The organism is Pseudoalteromonas sp. S1612 (assembly GCF_005887175.1).
In the GTDB taxonomy this organism is placed as follows: domain Bacteria; phylum Pseudomonadota; class Gammaproteobacteria; order Enterobacterales; family Alteromonadaceae; genus Pseudoalteromonas; species Pseudoalteromonas undina.
In genome coordinates, this window is the sequence record NZ_PNDH01000026.1 from 108,457 (window position 1) to 125,739 (window position 17,283).

11 protein-coding genes are annotated in these 17,283 nt (G+C 38.2%); 8 read left to right on the forward strand and 3 right to left on the reverse strand.

The window, feature by feature from the left end; translation table 11 throughout:
• Positions 1-20: 20 nt before the first annotated feature.
• The 4 genes from CWB78_RS10465 to CWB78_RS10480 all read left to right on the forward strand — a co-directional run bounded on the left by CWB78_RS10465 (position 21) and on the right by CWB78_RS10480 (position 7,699).
• Positions 21-620, forward strand: coding sequence for a class I SAM-dependent methyltransferase (locus tag CWB78_RS10465; protein WP_138595443.1), 600 nt, complete (start codon positions 21-23; stop codon positions 618-620).
• Positions 617-2,206, forward strand: a complete 1,590-nt coding sequence (locus CWB78_RS10470; protein ID WP_138595445.1) for a DUF8808 domain-containing protein — start codon at positions 617-619, stop codon at positions 2,204-2,206. Before CWB78_RS10465 ends, CWB78_RS10470 begins: the two co-directional genes overlap by 4 nt.
• A gap of 403 nt (positions 2,207-2,609) precedes the next feature.
• On the forward strand, positions 2,610-5,237 hold the full coding sequence (locus CWB78_RS10475) for an AAA family ATPase (protein WP_171040339.1): 2,628 nt from the start codon (positions 2,610-2,612) through the stop codon (positions 5,235-5,237).
• Positions 5,238-5,239: 2 nt separating this feature from the next.
• Positions 5,240-7,699, forward strand: coding sequence for an amidohydrolase family protein (locus tag CWB78_RS10480; protein ID WP_138595449.1), 2,460 nt, complete (start codon positions 5,240-5,242; stop codon positions 7,697-7,699).
• A 30-nt stretch (positions 7,700-7,729) separates the two neighbouring features.
• Here the strand turns inward: CWB78_RS10480 and CWB78_RS10485 are convergent, their stop codons facing one another.
• The 3 genes from CWB78_RS10485 to CWB78_RS10495 all read right to left on the reverse strand — a co-directional run bounded on the left by CWB78_RS10485 (position 7,730) and on the right by CWB78_RS10495 (position 13,531).
• On the reverse strand, positions 7,730-10,882 hold the full coding sequence (locus tag CWB78_RS10485) for a DEAD/DEAH box helicase (protein ID WP_138595451.1): 3,153 nt from the start codon (positions 10,880-10,882) through the stop codon (positions 7,730-7,732).
• A 310-nt stretch (positions 10,883-11,192) separates the two neighbouring features.
• Complete coding sequence (locus CWB78_RS10490) at positions 11,193-12,194, reverse strand: nuclease-related domain-containing protein (protein ID WP_138595453.1); 1,002 nt, start codon at positions 12,192-12,194, stop codon at positions 11,193-11,195.
• Positions 12,195-12,670: 476 nt separating this feature from the next.
• Positions 12,671-13,531, reverse strand: a complete 861-nt coding sequence (locus CWB78_RS10495; protein WP_138595455.1) for a LysR family transcriptional regulator — start codon at positions 13,529-13,531, stop codon at positions 12,671-12,673.
• A gap of 81 nt (positions 13,532-13,612) precedes the next feature.
• Between CWB78_RS10495 and CWB78_RS10500 the strand changes: the two genes are divergently transcribed.
• From CWB78_RS10500 to CWB78_RS10515, 4 genes are all read left to right on the forward strand, one after another.
• Entirely contained in the window at positions 13,613-13,828 is a 216-nt protein-coding gene (locus CWB78_RS10500) for a DUF2798 domain-containing protein (protein ID WP_138595457.1), read from the forward strand.
• A 2-nt stretch (positions 13,829-13,830) separates the two neighbouring features.
• Positions 13,831-14,115 (forward strand): putative quinol monooxygenase, encoded by a 285-nt coding sequence (locus tag CWB78_RS10505; RefSeq protein ID WP_138595459.1) that lies wholly within the window; start codon positions 13,831-13,833, stop codon positions 14,113-14,115.
• Positions 14,116-14,447: 332 nt separating this feature from the next.
• Positions 14,448-15,332 (forward strand): histone deacetylase family protein, encoded by an 885-nt coding sequence (locus tag CWB78_RS10510; protein WP_249930441.1) that lies wholly within the window; start codon positions 14,448-14,450, stop codon positions 15,330-15,332.
• Between the two features lie 485 nt (positions 15,333-15,817).
• Entirely contained in the window at positions 15,818-16,915 is a 1,098-nt protein-coding gene (locus CWB78_RS10515) for a Fic family protein (protein WP_138595461.1), read from the forward strand.
• Positions 16,916-17,283 lie beyond the last annotated feature (368 nt).

Below are 17,283 nucleotides of genomic sequence, written 5' to 3' on the forward strand. Positions count from 1 at the left end.
ACCAAGGAGCGGTGAATTTAGTGCTCACTAAAACACTCAATTACTACAATCAACATGCACAAACTTTTAGCGACTCAACGCTTAATGTTGATATGTCGGCGCTTTACGCTGAGTTTTTACCGCTTATCCCTAAACATGGCCATATTTTAGATGCTGGCTGTGGCAGTGCCCGCGATGCTATGTATTTTAAACAGCAAGGTTTTACTGTTAGCGCGTTTGATGCAAGCGAAAATATTGCAAAGTTAGCCAGTAATTACTTACAACAAACTGTAGAGGTAAAAGCCTTTCAGCAGCTTAATTGTACAAATATGTACGACGGCATTTGGTGCTGCGCCAGTTTATTGCATGTGCCAAAAGTAGAGTTACCGCAGGTGTTTTTAAAGCTGCAAAATGCCCTAAAACCAAACGGTGTTTTGTATGTGTCGTTTAAGTACGGTACGCAAGAACGCGTGCATAATGGCCGTGAATTTACTGACTTAAATGAAGATGGCCTAACCGCGCTAATTACCCACCACACCGAGCTTAAAATACTAAAACAGTGGCAAAGTGTTGATCAGCGCCCAGAGCGCGAGAGTGAAGTGTGGCTCAATGCGCTAATTAAAGCAGTGCCCATTTTATGATTGGCGCAATGCAACAGCAACTCGACTTTATCGCCTATATTCAGCGCATGCTGGTTGAGGGCGAATTCACCGCAACGTATAAATATGCACTATTACATGCTATTGCTGATATTTGCGTAGAACAGCAAAATGAAGATCAGAGTGCTCCAATGGAAATAAAAATCGACACGTTAGTCGATAAATTTATTCAACTTTATTGGAACCACTCAATGCCTTACGCTGCGCACTCTACCGATATTATTACTAATACTGAAGACATGCTGTTAAAGCAAAATAGCCAAGGACAGGCAAAGTTCATCACCGAAATTTACAAACTACAAAATGCAGGTGTGAAAAGTTACAACGCATTCAAAAACTACCAACAATATAACCAAGTAATTAGTTCTCTTAGGCGAACATTTATCGATGGCCCTCTTTGGCGCTTACAGTTACTTTCGGGTAAAGAAGAATGTTTTTTATATCCCCATATACTTTTAGGTAAAGGCAGAGAGCCCAAGCGAATTGTTTTAAATGCTGGTATAGCTCAGTGTTTTAGGCGTTTTTACGATTTGGTTGTGCATCTTAGTGTTACTGAATGGATAGAAAAAGTACAAACTATAAAAGCGAATCAAACACTATTAGGATCGCAAAGCCAGCTACAAGAGTTCTTGTTTGGCAGTAATAGAGCTGCGTTAAAAGTGGTAACTCCACTATTGATAGATATTCAAAACGGGCTTTGCTTTTACTGCCAAAAGCCAATGAATCTAAAAAATGAAAAAGAAACTAAAAAAACGCCAGAGATCGATCACTTTATTCCTTTTAAGCGCTATCCAAACGACTTAGCACATAACTTTGTTGCTGCGCATGCTGATTGTAATAACAATAAGAGAGACCACCTCGCAGCTTTTGCTCACCGCGACCGCTGGCTAGAACAAAACCTTGATATTCATAAAGCCGAAATAACTAATAAACTGCAACCTTACTTTTACTGCGATGCAGATAAATCGCTTGCAGTAAGTAACTGGGCGTATCAGGTTGCCGAATCAAGCAGTGCTAAATTATGGCTTGGCAAAAACAGTTTCGAACAAGCAAAACCAACTGCTGAGTTGTTTATGTTCCCAAATGCATCACAACCTGAGTTAAATCAAGTTGCTAAGCCCGAAGTTAGCTTAAAATCAATAGATAATGCATTAAAGCTGCCGTACTTCCCCAATATAAAAATAGCCTGTGGGCATTTTAAAACAGGGGATGAAAGCGATATGGAATTAATGGATGCACCACTTGGCGCGGGCAAGCTCGACCCACAAGTGCATTTTTTAGCGCACGCATCGGGTAACTCAATGAATGGCGGTAAACACCCAATACTTGATGGTGATTTATTGTTACTTGAGCTTATAACGTCCGATAAAGCCGGATCGCTACGCGGCCAAATAGTGGCGATAGAGCAGGATGATATAGGCGGGGAAGGGCAGTATTTACTGCGCAAAGTTAATAAATTATCTAATGGGCAATATGAGCTAATTGCTCAAAATCCAGATTATGAAGTAATGATTGCAGATGAAAGTATGCGAACCTTTGCGCGGTTTAAACAAGTGGTTTCAGGTTAGTTTGTAGTCGCGCTTTAACTTACAGGCGCAGAGCTTGATCTCGCGAAAAGCGCAGCTTTTAAAATAGGTTTTTTACGTGAGAGTTTAAAGGATTTAATAACCTCTATTCGAGGTTTTTGCCAGGTTGCTGGCGGCAACCAAAGGGTGCATACCGCTGTCCATCCTTTGGAATCCCAAGGCGCAGACCGTATCTTCAACCTACATTATTTATTGTGCTCATGATGAAATCGCAGGAAGCTAGAGGCTAGTTATCTATGAATTTAAGCGGGTTTAAGCTGGGAAAAGGTTATTTACTAGATAGTTAATGACTTACGGCGTGTAATTATTGAACTATTGAACTATTGAACTATTGAACTATTGAACTATTGAGTATTTTATAAAGTATAAAATTAGAGGGACTGTTGTGGTAAATAACGTAAAAAGATTTTTCAAAAAAAATATTACTTTAGATTTAACAAAGCCGTTAAGTAGCGGTGCTATTCATGTTGATAGTTTTTTACAAACCCAAGCCAAAATTAAGTTAGATGAGTTACTAAAGTCATTTTCAAATCAGAAGGTCGTAGGAGAGGATAGTTCAATATTTGACTCTCCTCGATATAATAATACGATTTTTGTAAGTGGTCAGCGAGGGGCTGGTAAAACTACATTTCTAAAAACTTACTTATCAGAACTAAATATAGAAAGCCAGAATGGGGGAGATATTTACCCTGTTACTTTGATTGATCCAACATTAGTACATACAAATCAACCAATCTTAGTTGAAATAATTACCTGCTTAAAACGAACATTTGAGAAAGAAATAAATGGGTGTCAAAAATCAGAAAAATATCATGAATTTAGAGCTCAGTTAGGTGAACTGTCAGAAGGGTTGAAACTTCTCAAGATAAAAAAAGAAGACGTAGACCAGGATGCTTCTTGGTTTTTAAATAAAGCGATCAAGAATGCAGATAGTGGCCATAGTTTAGAGCGTAATTTAAATAAATTAATTGATATTTTACTTGAAAGTATAAATAAAAAATTATTGGTTATTGCTATTGATGATGTTGATAATGATACGACGAAAGCACATGATGTGCTGGAAACAATAAGGAAGTATTTAACTCACCCCAACATTGTAATTGTAGTTTCAGGTGACTTAAAAATTTATAGTCACATAGTTAAAATAAAAAAATTAGAAGAACTAAGTTCTCAATTATTAAAAATCGACAATAAGACTAGTGATTTAGTGGAGCACCTTGAACAACAATATCTTGTTAAAGTATTTCCAGCTGAGCAACGAATTCACTTAAAAACACTACAAGGTATTATTTCTGAAGATGATAGTATATCAATAGTTTTGAAAACTACGCATTCGGGTAATAGTACTGAGATTACAAATGCACTGGATACTTTATTAGTTAATAATTTCAATATTGATAAATCATTTATCAATACCTATAGATCTTTTATATTTGAGCAGCCAATAAGAACTATTTTACAATTGTTTAAAAATGTTGATTACAAAAACTATAGTTCTGACAACGCTACTGATTTTTCTGAGTTTATACGTAGTAGCTATATAGGTTTTCTTCAGAAAGAAGGAATTAATAGTGACAAATTATTGAGTACTTTATTGCATCAAAATGATATAGGCTTAGCTGATTTCAATATAAATTCACGATATGGTGAATTAGAAACTGGATATTATTCACGTACCGATGGAGAACAGGATTCATACAATTCTTCTCAGATTTTTTTGGCGTCGGTCAAATCAAATTTTTTAAACTCCAGTGATAATCATATCGGAGCAGCAATACAATTGATGCTATCAACTGCTGCCACGTCGAATATTTATTTAAACTATGTAGAAGAAAAAATAAAAGAAAAAGCAAATAAGCAAGATTATATAGATTTTATAGGTATAAATAGATATAGCCCGACAACTAGCTTAGTTCCACATTTCAGCCCATTTATATTAGATTTTAAAGGTGCAAATAGACCGGTTGTTATGGGAGGAGTTGCTCGTTTACCACGCTCATCAAAGCCAGGTGATAATTTTATACAATGTTTAAAAAACCATTTTAATTTAGAGGATATAGATAGTAACTTTAGAATAAAAACGTTAAATGATTTAATAAAAAAACAAGATGAAAAAAATACGAGTTTCGTTGAATTTCTAAGCGCTAAATCAATAACGATGTCTTCGCATTCTAGTTTGACAAAAAATGAGGGAAGAGATTATTTATCAAGTTACTTGCTTCTATCGGTTATTGGGGAATTACTTAGTGCTGGTGATAATGAAATTAATTTAGATATCTTAATTTCAAAATTTGGGTCGATACAAACATTTAGCAGTCCATCATTTGTTAATATAGAGGCTCAAGGAAGTGGTGAAACTTTAGATATGGGGGTGGAAGAGCAAAATGTTGATATAACTGGAGAGGATATTGTCAATAATAATAGACTAAATGAGCTTTTAGTTAACTGGGTTGGGAAAAATAAATCCAAAGAAAATAAAGTATCATTTTTACTAGTTGGTAAAGTCTGGTCTAGGATACATTACACTTTAAATAGCATCTCTGAAATAGCTAATACAAGGAAGGTGGTAGATTCTGAAGGAAATACAAGATATATTTTTCTAGGTGAGTTAATGACTCGATGGGTTACAGGAATAATCAACTCATCACTTATAGAGGAAGCACGCTATAAACCTAAATTTGATGGATTATTAGTTAGCTCTTTAAGTAAAGCAAAAAATGTCGCTTCAGCTTCAAACGTATTTATCCAAAATCTAAATATTGTATTTAGTCACTACGAAAATAATATCGTAAAGGTAAAAGAAGAACTACCGTTTACGACTTGTTTGCTTTTGTGCCCACTACTCTGGCCTTTCTTTTTATCTGAAATAACAAAAGTAGAAATAAGGAGTACTTTAGAAGAAATAATAAAAAATGATTTTGATAAGATAGATTTTTTAGATGAATTGTTTTTAGAAAGACATAAAGGTTTAGAATTCGTTTCTAGGTTACCAATAATTGGTTGGAATAAGTGAATATGGCTTATATTAATCAATATTTATTATCTGACCCTCGTTTGTATAAAGATATCGTCTCTCAATTATCCTGTTTGCTAAATTCAACAGAAAGTATGATTGATAGCGAAAGAATCAAGCACATAACATATGCAAATTGGCAACAAAGATACTACTATTGGCCAGATCAAGTGTTTCATGGGCATTGGAAAAACTTTGAGCAGCGAAAAAAATCAGATGGCTTCTGGAGTTTAGCACTATTGGGGCAAGCTGCTCGTTTCCATTTCGATAATGATATTCGAAGACTTGCTATTCAATCAGTTAAGTTTGATTCTTGGCAGGCATGGATTTCAAAACAATCTGGTTTACCTGTAATTGCCTATCAATTGAATCAAATGCTGGACAAGTCACTTTTTAATAGTGATGTCGAATTAGATAGTATTTTAAAAAATTTAATTGGTTTCAGAGCTATTGTTTCACCTCATCATCCTTTAATTGAAAGTTACATTGACAACAATGGTTTACATGAAACACATCTACATCTCAACGGTACGACATTAATTGAGCAACTATGGAATCATGCCTTACAACATCCAGATCTAATTTTAGAAAACTTAGTTAAAGAAAATAATAATAGGGTGCAACTATTATACTCGAGTAACCCATATCTAAGCGAACCGTTAGAATATTATAAACTTTTGAAGCTAGCTCGCCAATTGAGGGAGTTTCTTCTGTCATGGTTATATCAAGATGAAAAGGCTGTAATATTAGCTAGAGAAATTTTATATAAAAATATTCTTAGTGGGGAAGAACCATCTTATTTTCCTAATGAAGAGGCCTACTGCAGTAAAATAGGTCATTGGAGTCATATTAGTGAGCTTCATTGGCAGGTTAAGTTACAGAATGAACTTAAATCTCGCGTAGGTAATAACAGTATTTATGATAGCTGTTATTTATTATATGTATTAAGTATGAATTGCTATCAAAAATTATTAGTGCAAGGTAGTGATCAATATGGTTTTGACCAGTTCCAAAAGTTTGCCGACGATGGAGTGCGTGAAGAAGTAGAAGCAGAGTATAAATCTCGTTTTTTTCAATTGCATGGCCCAAATGTTATGGGGAAACCTGATCTAACAACTTTAGAAGCTAGGTTTGCCCCTAAAAAAACATTAGGCAAAAATGAAAAATTAATGAAAAGTATCTTAAGCGGTTTTTTGGCTTATGCTAAAGGTGAATGCAAACTCACTCAATCCGCTGACTTAGACGATCTATCTAAAGACATCCTAACAATTAACAGACCTAAATTGAGACTTGTGGCACATTTTATAAAACGTAAATGGGTCTCAACAGATGGGGGATATTTTTATCAAAATTTAAGAGAAAGTTTGTTGGTTTATGGTGCTGTATTAATAGAACTATTGGAGCAAAGTCCTAATTTGAAGAAAATTATTACAGGAATTGATGCTGCAGCAAATGAACTTGATGCTCCTCCAGAGGTTTTTAGTTCTTTTTATAGATATTGTAAGAAGAATGGTTTTAAAAATTTCACCTATCATGTGGGTGAGGATTTCGACCACCTAGTTACGGGAATTCGGGCTGTTTTTGATGCTGTCAACTTTTTGGATTTAAAAAATGGCGATAGAGTAGGCCATGCTACTGCTATCGGTATAGATCCTAAACTATGGTTAAACTCTATGCCTGAAAAAATTTTTATAAAGCGAATTGATTGGCTAGATAATCTACTCTTTATCAGGAAAATAGCGCTGAGTAATGTAGAAATAGATTTTTCCATTTTAAAGCTAGAAGAAGAAATTTTAAAAATTTTAGAATACTTAGGGTTGGAGAAAAATATAAATATAGCTCAAAGAGTCTTTGATATGCGAGGGCTTGATCCTTTTGTTGTGAAAAGCTTTTTATTTGATGAAACTAGCTCGCTAGTTGGATGGCTTAGTTCAGAGCTTGATATGGTAAGTAAGTATTCATATGAAAGTTTAGCTTTTTTACACCAGAGGTGGTTCAACGAAGATTGTTTAAAATCAGCAGAAGAGCTAATAGAAATTAATATGGCTGATACATCTTCTAAATTGATTATTCAATTACAACAAAGTGTACAGCGTCTTATCTCAGAGAAACATATAGTGATTGAGAGCCTACCTACTAGTAATGTAAGAATTAGCCATTATAAAACTGTTTACGAACATCATTTATTCAGATGGCTTAGGGTACCTGAAAGAAGAGTTGAAGGTGATAGTGATATGCTAATAGCTTTAGGTTCAGATGATCCTGGGATTTTCGTAACAGATATGCGAAATGAAATTTACCACATATTTAGTACGCTAAGACATCAATTTAATCTTGATTCGCATACTGCATTGTCATACATAAAAACATTAAATGAAAATGGTCGCATATATCATTTTAATTATGATAGTGATGTAATACGAGATAGAAAAGAAGGCTATGGCATTATAGATTTACCATGATTCATCTTGTCGATTAATCAAATGACTTAATCACCCAACCGCCAATTTTCCTGCCTCATGCCACATTTCACTTGGCATGGGGTTGGTTAACTCCCACGTTATATTCATCGGCTGGCTGCTGTTGTGGCTTTGGTATTTAACCTCGCCGTAGTTTACAAAGCCCATAGTTCGGCCGTTTTCGTCTTTGCCTTGTTCGCGCACAAATAACAGGATGGTTTTGCCTGTGTTTTGGTGCTGAATATAACTTAGGCCGCGGCCGTGTTCTGGGCGGGCGCTATTTTGCGTTTGCCAATGAAACAGAGTGGGGCTAATTGCGTAATCGTGGTACAGCGTTGTGGGCGAGTAGGTTTTTTCGCACTTGTTGAGTGTTACAAATAACAGTTCTAGGTTTTGGTTTTTAAATTCTAAAACACCTTCGCGAGCGGTCGATTTTTTATCAAACGTGTGAGCGCCAAATGCTGCGAGTATTTGTTGGCGTGTGTAGCGGCTGTGTAATTTTATTGCGTAGTTTGGTAAGCAAGTTAAATCGCTTTCTTGCTGGTGAATGCGGTTTATTAACAGCGCAATCACTTGCGCAAGTTCCTGTTGTAGTTCTTTGTGTTTAAGTGCCTGTAAGCTATGTTTAAGGGTTTTAAACCCTAAACTCGTGCCTGTGGCATCCCAAAAATTGTAATGCGCCATAAGCGCGTACTGTTGGTTTTGTGGTGTTGGGGTAAAGCTAAAGTCGTTATTACATAAATCACGTAAAAAGCATAAGTAGCTGAGCGAGTCGCAGCCGATTAATTGGGTGTTGATAGCGCGGTAATACGCGGCATAAATATCAGTTTGCTCGGCAGGGATTTCATCCCCTTTTAACCAGTGCCAGCCGCCGATCCTACCGTCTTTTGGTTTGTATATATCTTCAAGCGTGACTTGCGGGTTTATATGTAAAAAGTTACTTAGCGTAAGGGCGTCATTGGTATGTTGCGAATAGCTATATATCAGCTGCTGTAAACGGCGTTTAGTGTTTATAGCTTGCTGAATATTTTTTAGTATTGTTTGTTGTGTGCGTTTTTGCAGCTCAATACGGCAACCAAGCGGTAAATGCGGGAAGTTGTTTTCGATCTCGGTTTTAATTGGCTGATTACTTTTACCAATCAATGCGCGGAACTTACTGGCAAAGTCGTATTCTGGGCGGGCATTACCTACAAAGTCGAGTACGGTACAGCATTGCTTTTGACTGTTGTCGGGCAGGCGCAGGCCACGGCCGAGTTGCTGTAAAAACAGCGTCAGGCTTTCTGTAGGGCGTAAAAATAACAGAGTATCGACCTCTGGAATATCGACCCCTTCGTTAAAAATATCAACCACGCAAAGTATTTGTATTTCGCCTTGACGCAGCGCTTGTTGTTTGGCCGCGCGTTCATTGGTGTTTTTACTGGTCAGCACATCAGCGTTTATGCCCGCTAAGTTAAACTTAGACGCCATAAACTCTGCGTGTTTTTGGCTTACGCAAAATGCCAACGATTTAATGTTGTGAACATTAGTCACTATATCAGCAAGGCTGGATATAATTTTGTTTGCGCGGCTGTTCTCCCCTGTATAAAGGTTACTTAACTCGCTTATATCGTAACGGCCGCCTCGCCATGTTATTTGACTTAGGTCGGTATCGTCATCTAATCCAAAGTATTGAAAGGGGCATAAATGGCGCTGGTTTATTGCCTCTGGCAAGCGAATTTCAGCGGCTATTACCCCACAAAAATCATCGAGTATATTTACGCCATCTTGTCGCTCTGGCGTGGCGGTTAAGCCAAGTAATACAGTGGGCGTAAAGTGATTTAAAATAGCGCGATAACTGGCGGCGCTTACGTGATGTACTTCGTCTATTACTATGAAGTCGTAGTAATCATGCGTTAAATTAAGCGATTCAATTTGGCTGTTTAATGTTTGTATTGACGCAAATAATTGGTTGTAACGCTGTGGCTTATAATTACCCACCCACAGCTCACCAAAGTCGTTATTTTTAAGCACGCCACGATAAGCACTTTGCGCTTGTTTAAGTATTTCTTCACGGTGGGCTACAAACAAAAAGTGGGCGTTTGGGCTTTGGTCGTAAACGGTTTTAAAGTCGAACGCCGATATGATTGTTTTACCTGTGCCGGTTGCGGCAACCACTAGGTTTTTAAAACGATTATGTACGTTACGCTCAACGCTTAGTTTTTCTAAAATAGCGAGTTGGTGGGTTTTTGGCGTGATATCAAAATAAAACTGACTGCTTGCTTGGCCAACACCGCGTTGCTCATTAAGTGAATTTATAAGCTTTTCTTTGCATTCAGCTTTGCCAGTAAACAGCTCGAAATCTGGCGATTGCCAATAGGTTTCAAAAGTACTTTTGGTTTTAGCTATAATGTGCGGTATTTCTTGCGCGGTAATTTTTAAGTTCCACTCAAGACCGCTTGTAAGCGCTGAATGCGACAAATTAGACGAGCCAATATAACCGGTATGAAAACCCGTATTACGCATAAACAAGTATGACTTTGCGTGTAAGCGCTCTTGCTTGTTGTTGTAACTAAGTTTTACCTCAGTGTTTGGTAGGTTTGCTAAAAACTCCACCGCTTTAGCATCCGTTGCGCCCATGTACGAGGTGGTAATAACTTTGAGTTTATTGCCGCTTTTGGTAAAGGCTTCAAGCTCATTTTTAAATATGCGCAGCCCCGTCCATTTTATAAATGAAACAAGCCAGTAAATAGTGTCGGATGATTTAATCTCGCGCTTTAGCTCGGTTTCGAGCGATATACCTGCATTAGCGCCGCTAAATAACTCGCTTTGGGTAAGCCCTGTTAGCGGAAAAATATCGTGAGAGTAATCTTTAAGATTTGCAGCAATAGGGTTTTGAGTATTAAACAGTGCAGTAAGAATACGGCCTTGGCTGTCGATAAGGTTTTCGTTGATTAGCTCGTCATCGCGAATATGATCTTTAAGCCAAAGCACTAGGCTGTTTGCGAGATTAATTTGCTCTTGCAAACGCTCGCTTGAATTAGGGATTGCATCAATGGCATGTTCAACAAGTTTACCTAAAAAGCGCGAAAGCCACGTAGCCGCCTCAGCCGATTCTAGCTGGCGTTCGCCCACATAAAATTGGTCACGATTTAAATTTTGTTCAATTACTCGTGTAATTAACTGCTCGTAAATACCAATTTGCTGCATTAAATCGCTCCCTGTTTGCGAGCATTCAGTTTACTAAAAAATGCAATGTAAACAAGCATTAACTCATTGTTGAATTAAAGGCAGCTGTTAAGATAATTCCCCCGTCATTTTGCCCGAAAAGACTCAATTGATGAGTAATTAATTGCATGGATGCAATTAAAGCCGTGACTTCGCCATGGATGGCGAATACACGGCGTTTACGTTTATATCAATTTAGGCTTTGAGGAAATAGCAAAATGCTCGGGGCGCCGAGAGATTCCAAAGAGAAGTCGGCGGTTACTTCTCTTTGGTTGCCGTCGCCAACGTGACATTACCCCTCAAATTTGAAAAGCGCTGTATTTTCACAATCAACACACACTAATGAGTAGAGCTCTTTGCGTTTGCTCACTTTAGTATTAGCGCTGCTACATTGTGGGCAAGACGTTTTCATTGGTGTATTGGTATCGCACTCACCGCATGTAACAAAATAGCCGTAGCGACCTGAGCGAGGTTTAAGCGTCGTTTGATTGTTGCACTGCTTACACTGTAAATTTATTTCATTGGCAATATTTGGTTGCTCTTGAGTTATTGGTGCAATAGCTGCTGATTCATCTTGATAAATCGGGCTTGGCTCGTTGAGGTTTGATGTTATTGCGTCAGGTTTTAACTGTGTAGAAGGGGCAATATTTTGCTCTAAAAGAAACTCACAGATCCTAACTAGGCTTTCTTCACTAAACCATGGGCGAACATTAGTTGAGAAAAAGTGCAGGGCGTTTGGTGTTGAAGCAGGTAACTTCATTATGTCTAAAAGCTTATCAGCTATAAACTCAGACTTAACGAGACGCTCTTCAAGCGTTTTTGGCGTGTTATCTCGATTAATTATCGCATTACTCGATATTGCACAGATGCTATGCCATTCACGGCCACCAAAGTTTTGTTGTATTTTACCAAACATCTTTGGCAGAAGTTGAGGAGCATTGTCTCTTACTAAACTTTTTAGTAATGTCAATTGTAGCTCGACTTGTTTGATAGGTGACGGCATGCCTTGCCATTTCCCACGGTAACTGCGACTCCACTCTTGATGTTGGTTTATTGCAACTTCACCGGTAATACTTTTTGATTCAATAAGAATAAACCCGTAGGTGTAAACAACCAGATGGTCTATCTGTGCGGTTTCGCCGTTGTGTTTAAACTTTACATCATTAAACACAAATACCTGAGAGTGGTCTTTAAATGCGCGGCGTAAGTAAAATGCTACGTCTAGCTCTTGTTTTTGACCCGCTTTGATCTTAGCGGAAGTGGAAGTTGATAGAGCTTTATCTTTTAAAATCATGCGACATCCTTTCTGTCATATATGTTTAAAGCATATCACTGAAGTACCTAATAAAAATACTGTTGAAGGATTTTTACTCGCCCTATTTTCATTTAAAAGCTACGCTTTTCACGTCAGCAAGCTTAACGCCTACATTAAAATTTAAAGACCACTGCCAAGACAACTCCCCCGTCATTTTGCTCGAAAAGACTCAATTGATGAGTAATCGATTGCATGGATGCAATCAAAGCCGTGACAGGCACATGGATGTGCCTTACACGGCGTTTACGTTCATATCAATTTAGACTTTGAGGAAAGTGCAAAATGCTCGGGGCGCCGAGAGATTCCAAAGAGAAGTCGGCGGTTACTTCTCTTTGGTTGCCGTCGCCAACGCGACATGTATAAATAAAGGTGGCGAGCGACGAGTTGCGGGTTTTGCCATTAAAAGCTACGCTTTTCGCGTCAGCAAGCTTAACGCTTACAGCATAAATACCCCATTAACCTAACTCAACAATATCACCCTGTAAGCATGGCGTTTGCTCAATTACGCCCTGTATTAAGGTAATTAACTGACTTGCCGTTTTACTTGGCTGGCGTGTGTTATGCCATAGAGCATAAATAGGCCTGTTTGCAAAAGCAGGCTGCAATTCAATATAGTCAAAAGCCTGTTTGTCAGTAATACAACTAATTTCACTCATAGGTAATAAACCAACCCCATTTCCTTCTTCAACCATTTTTCGGGCTATTGTTATATCAAAGCAATAACTTATATCGCTGTAGAGTTCTGTTAGTTTGTTAAGCATGCCTGTTGGTAACTGAGTTTGAGTGTAAGGTAAAATTAGGCGAGTTTGTGGTGCATCTTTTTTGCTGACCAACTTAACCGCAATAGCGCCTAAGCGTTTTTGATAATAACTTGAGTCTTGTTGTTGGCCAATGCGAATAGCGAGGTCAAAGCGTTGTTGGCTCAACTGACTATTAGCATTACTTGGCGATATGTGAAAATTGAGCGAAGGATTATCTTTTATAAATGTATTTAGCGCAGGCATAAGTAGATCTGCAATGATGTTCTGTGGGCATAATAAATAAAAAGTATTGCTGTTATTGCTAGCACAATTAAGGGCGGTTATTTGATTATTAAGTGCTAACACTGAATCTGCAAGCGATGTATAGAGCTGCTCTCCTTTTGCTGTTAGCACGATTCCTCGTGCTGTACGCTGCAATAATGGCTCTGTTAATTTGGTTTCAAGTGCTTGAATACGTCGCGATAGCGTCGATAAATTTAAGCCTAAATCTTTTGCCGTTTGGCTCATACTTTTACGCCTAGCTACCTCTATAAATAAATGAATGTCATCAAGCATTTCTGTTTCTCAATCTTAGTTTGCATTTTTGTGAGTATGGAAGCTCCAAGCTTTTGAATATAGTAACGCCAAGGAGGAAAGATGAAAATTCATTTTATATTTACATTGGCATTTTCGTTCATGATGTCGTTTTTACTATCTGCATGGGTGACCTACGTAAATTTAGGTTTAAGCGATACCTTTGTGCAAAGTTGGCTAACTGCATTCATTAATGCCTGGCCTGCAGCTTTTTTAGTGGCCTTTACCGTAGCACCGCCAATTCGTGCTGTGGTTATTAAATTAATTAATAAGGATTAAAGATGATTAATATAGTGGCAAAAATAACCCCTCAAGCTTCATTATTTGATGACTGTAAAGGGCGTTTACAGCAAATTTTAAAGCCTACACAGTCTGAGGTTGGCTGTATTCGATTTGAGCTATACAGCAATAGTGAGCAAACATGCTTGTTTTTAGTCGAACAATTTACGTCGCAAGCTGCTTTGGATATGCATTATTCACAGCCCTATGTAAAAGAGGTGTTTGCATTTTATGAAACGGCGTTAGCAAAACCGGTAGAAGTAAATAAATTAGTCGCGATTGAGTAAGTTTAATTTATCGTGTGTACCTCATTGGAGTGGGGAGTGTGTGTCCTCGGACGGTCGGCACTCGCCAACGCGACATGTATAAATAAAGGTGACGAGCGGCGGGTTGCTGGGAGCGGGCTTTAAGTATTAAAAGCTACGCTTTTCACGTCAGCAAGCTGCACGCCTATAGTAAAACTTAAAGAGCACTACTAAGATAATTCTCTCGTCATTCGTGCCCGAAAAGGCTAAATTGATAACTAATATAGTGCATAGGCGTTTTTAATTTATTTAACAGTAGCTCACGAGGTATTACGTTACGCTAAAGAGCTTGCAGAAACGGAAAATGCATAAACATGAAAGTTATTTATGAGCCAGATTTTAATTATCAGTTAGGGTTATTAAAATACTTGCACCCATTTGATGGTGAAAAATTTGCTAAGGTTATTTCTGAGCTTGGCGGCTCAGATATTGAAATAATCTATCCAAGTGAACCTGTTCCAACTAAAGTAATTAATGAGTACCTCAATGAGTTAATGAGAAAGTTGGTTTTGAGTAAAACACTTGTTTTACGTGCACTTGAAGTACCCAATATTCCTTTTGTTAGCTTTGGCTTTATAGATAAAAAAATTCTGACACCTATGCGCTTAGCTGTTTCAGGTACTTTATTGGGTGCTGAAAATGCCTTGGAGTCTGGTGAGATTATGTGGAACTTATCAGGCGGTTTTCACCATGCTAGTTATGCAAATATGGAGGGTTTTTGTGTTTATAATGATGTTGGTATTAGTTATCAACAATTGCGAAAGAGTGGCCACTTGAGTGAAACTGATAAAGTTTTAATTATCGACGTTGATGCCCATCACGGAAATGGCAATGCTTTCTCGTTTAAAGATAACGAAAATGTACATTTGCTAGATGTATATAATGAGGATATTTACCCGACCTCACAATATACTCGTAACAGAGTAAACTTTCCGGTTCCGTTAAAAAGTGGTGTAGAAGGCTGCGAATATTTAGAAAAGTTAACTCAAGCGCTTGAGTTAATAACGGTTAATTATGCTTTGGCTTTTGTTGTAGCTGGGACTGATGTATTGGCTGTTGATAAATTAGGTGGCTTTAAACTTACTGTTGAAGATGTTGCCAAGCGTGAAAAAATCATACTGTCTCACTTAAAAACGCTTGAAATACCAACTGTGGTTACTGGTGGCGGCGGTTACTCAAAACAAGCGCTTCGGCCATAGCTGCTGCAATTAAGGCTTGTTCAACACTATAAACTCATCACTTACTCTTTAAATAAAATCAAAGCCGAATATACACTTCAGCTTGCCATTAAAAGCTACGCTTTTCGCGTCAGCAAGCTTAACGCCTATGGTGGTAAAGGTTCTAGGTTAAAGGTGTTAGGAGCTAGGGAAATGACTAGAGGCTAGGGGTAATTTGTAGCTCGCCGCTCGTTGCCCTTCGCCCGAACCCCGTAGCTTTTATTTTCTCATTTGCCCTCATTGTTTTCTCTTTGTGCAAATTGTTTTTAAGTGATTTATTCACAAAGAGGTTATGAGGCGCTGCGCTGAAACGAAAGGCCAAACGCTCTAAGTTAATGGTAAAAGGCGCTAGGGTTTGCACAAGTCCACAAACTCCACAATGAGGCAATTAAGTGTCTTAATCGCCTCATTGTGTGAGGCGATTAAATCATATAGACTGAAGCTACTTACCTTGAGGGCAAACGCTTATGTGGATATGGCAACAACAAGATTGGCCGAACTTTACGTGGGATGAAAAACAGCTTGCGCCGTTGTTGAGGGAGCTTTGTTTTAACCAAGGTGTGCTCGTTGGTCGCATGGATGGGCAAAGTACGCAGCAAAAACAGCAAGCACTTGATACTTTATTGGCTAATATTATTCATTCAAGCGCAATTGAAGGTGAAAAACTCAATGCGTTTTCGGTACGTTCGTCACTAGCTAAAAAACTCCACATTGATGAGCAACCTTATCCAACCACAGTGCAAAGCGATAATCTTGCAGAGATCATGTTGGATGCAATTAATAACACCGATACACCGCTTGATTTAGAACGTGTGTTGAATTGGCATCGTTTATTGTTTGCAGGTGAACAGAGTTTATTTACGCAAATAGCGGGCGGTCAATTACGTGGCAACGAGCCAATGCAAGTTGTATCAGGGCGATTAGATAGACCCGTATTACATTTTACTGCTCCACCAAGAGATGTTATCGAAAACGAACTCGCTGTTTTTTTTAATTGGTTTAATGCAGGTTATAATGATCGACACGAAGACCCTTTTATTCGTGCTGCTATCGCTCATTTGTGGTTTGTAACATTACACCCACTTGAAGATGGTAACGGGCGTATTACGCGTCTTATTACAGATTTAGCGCTTGCTCAAGAGCATAAAGAGTCGATACGGTTCTATGCGATGTCGGTGGCAATTTTAGAAGATAGAAAAGGCTATTATGAGGTCTTAGAGGCAACACAGCGTGGTGATTTGTGCATTACACAGTGGATTACCTGGTTTTTAAATACGCTCAATAAAGCAGTTGAATCTACCCTGAAGAATATTGAGCAAACTGTCGCTAAAACTAATTATTGGTTTAAAAAAGATCAAACTAGACTAAATGAACAACAAGTAAAAGTGCTTAATAAATTACTTGATGGCCAATTTGAGCAGGGCATCAGTGCGAGTCAGTATCAAAAAGTGGCTAAGGTAAGTCGTGCGACGGCGACGCGTCATTTATCAGATTTACAAACACTGGATTATATAAAGAAAACCTCAGCGGGCGGTCGCAGTACTCGTTATAAAATAGCCAAATGATTTTAAAAAGCTTAAAGCTTTTATTTATAATTCAAAGCCCTACTATTTCAAACACGATGACACTAAGGTGAGGCAATTAAGTGCGCTATTCGCCTCATTTTTTGAGGCGAATAATGCGTGAAAGTAACGTAATTTAAAAGCGGTGCTTTTCGCGTCAGCAAGCTTAACGCCTACGGTGGTAAAGGCTGCGGGCTTCGAGTGACGAGTAACGAGCTTGTGCTAAAACCTAAAACCTAAAACCTAAAACCTAAAACCTAAAACCTAAAACCTAGCTCGTAGCTCGCAACCCATGCCAGGTCAGTCGGCCAGGGCGTTATTTGTGGGCTGATAAGCGCCATTATCTAACGCATCAAAGTAAGTTTGGTAGC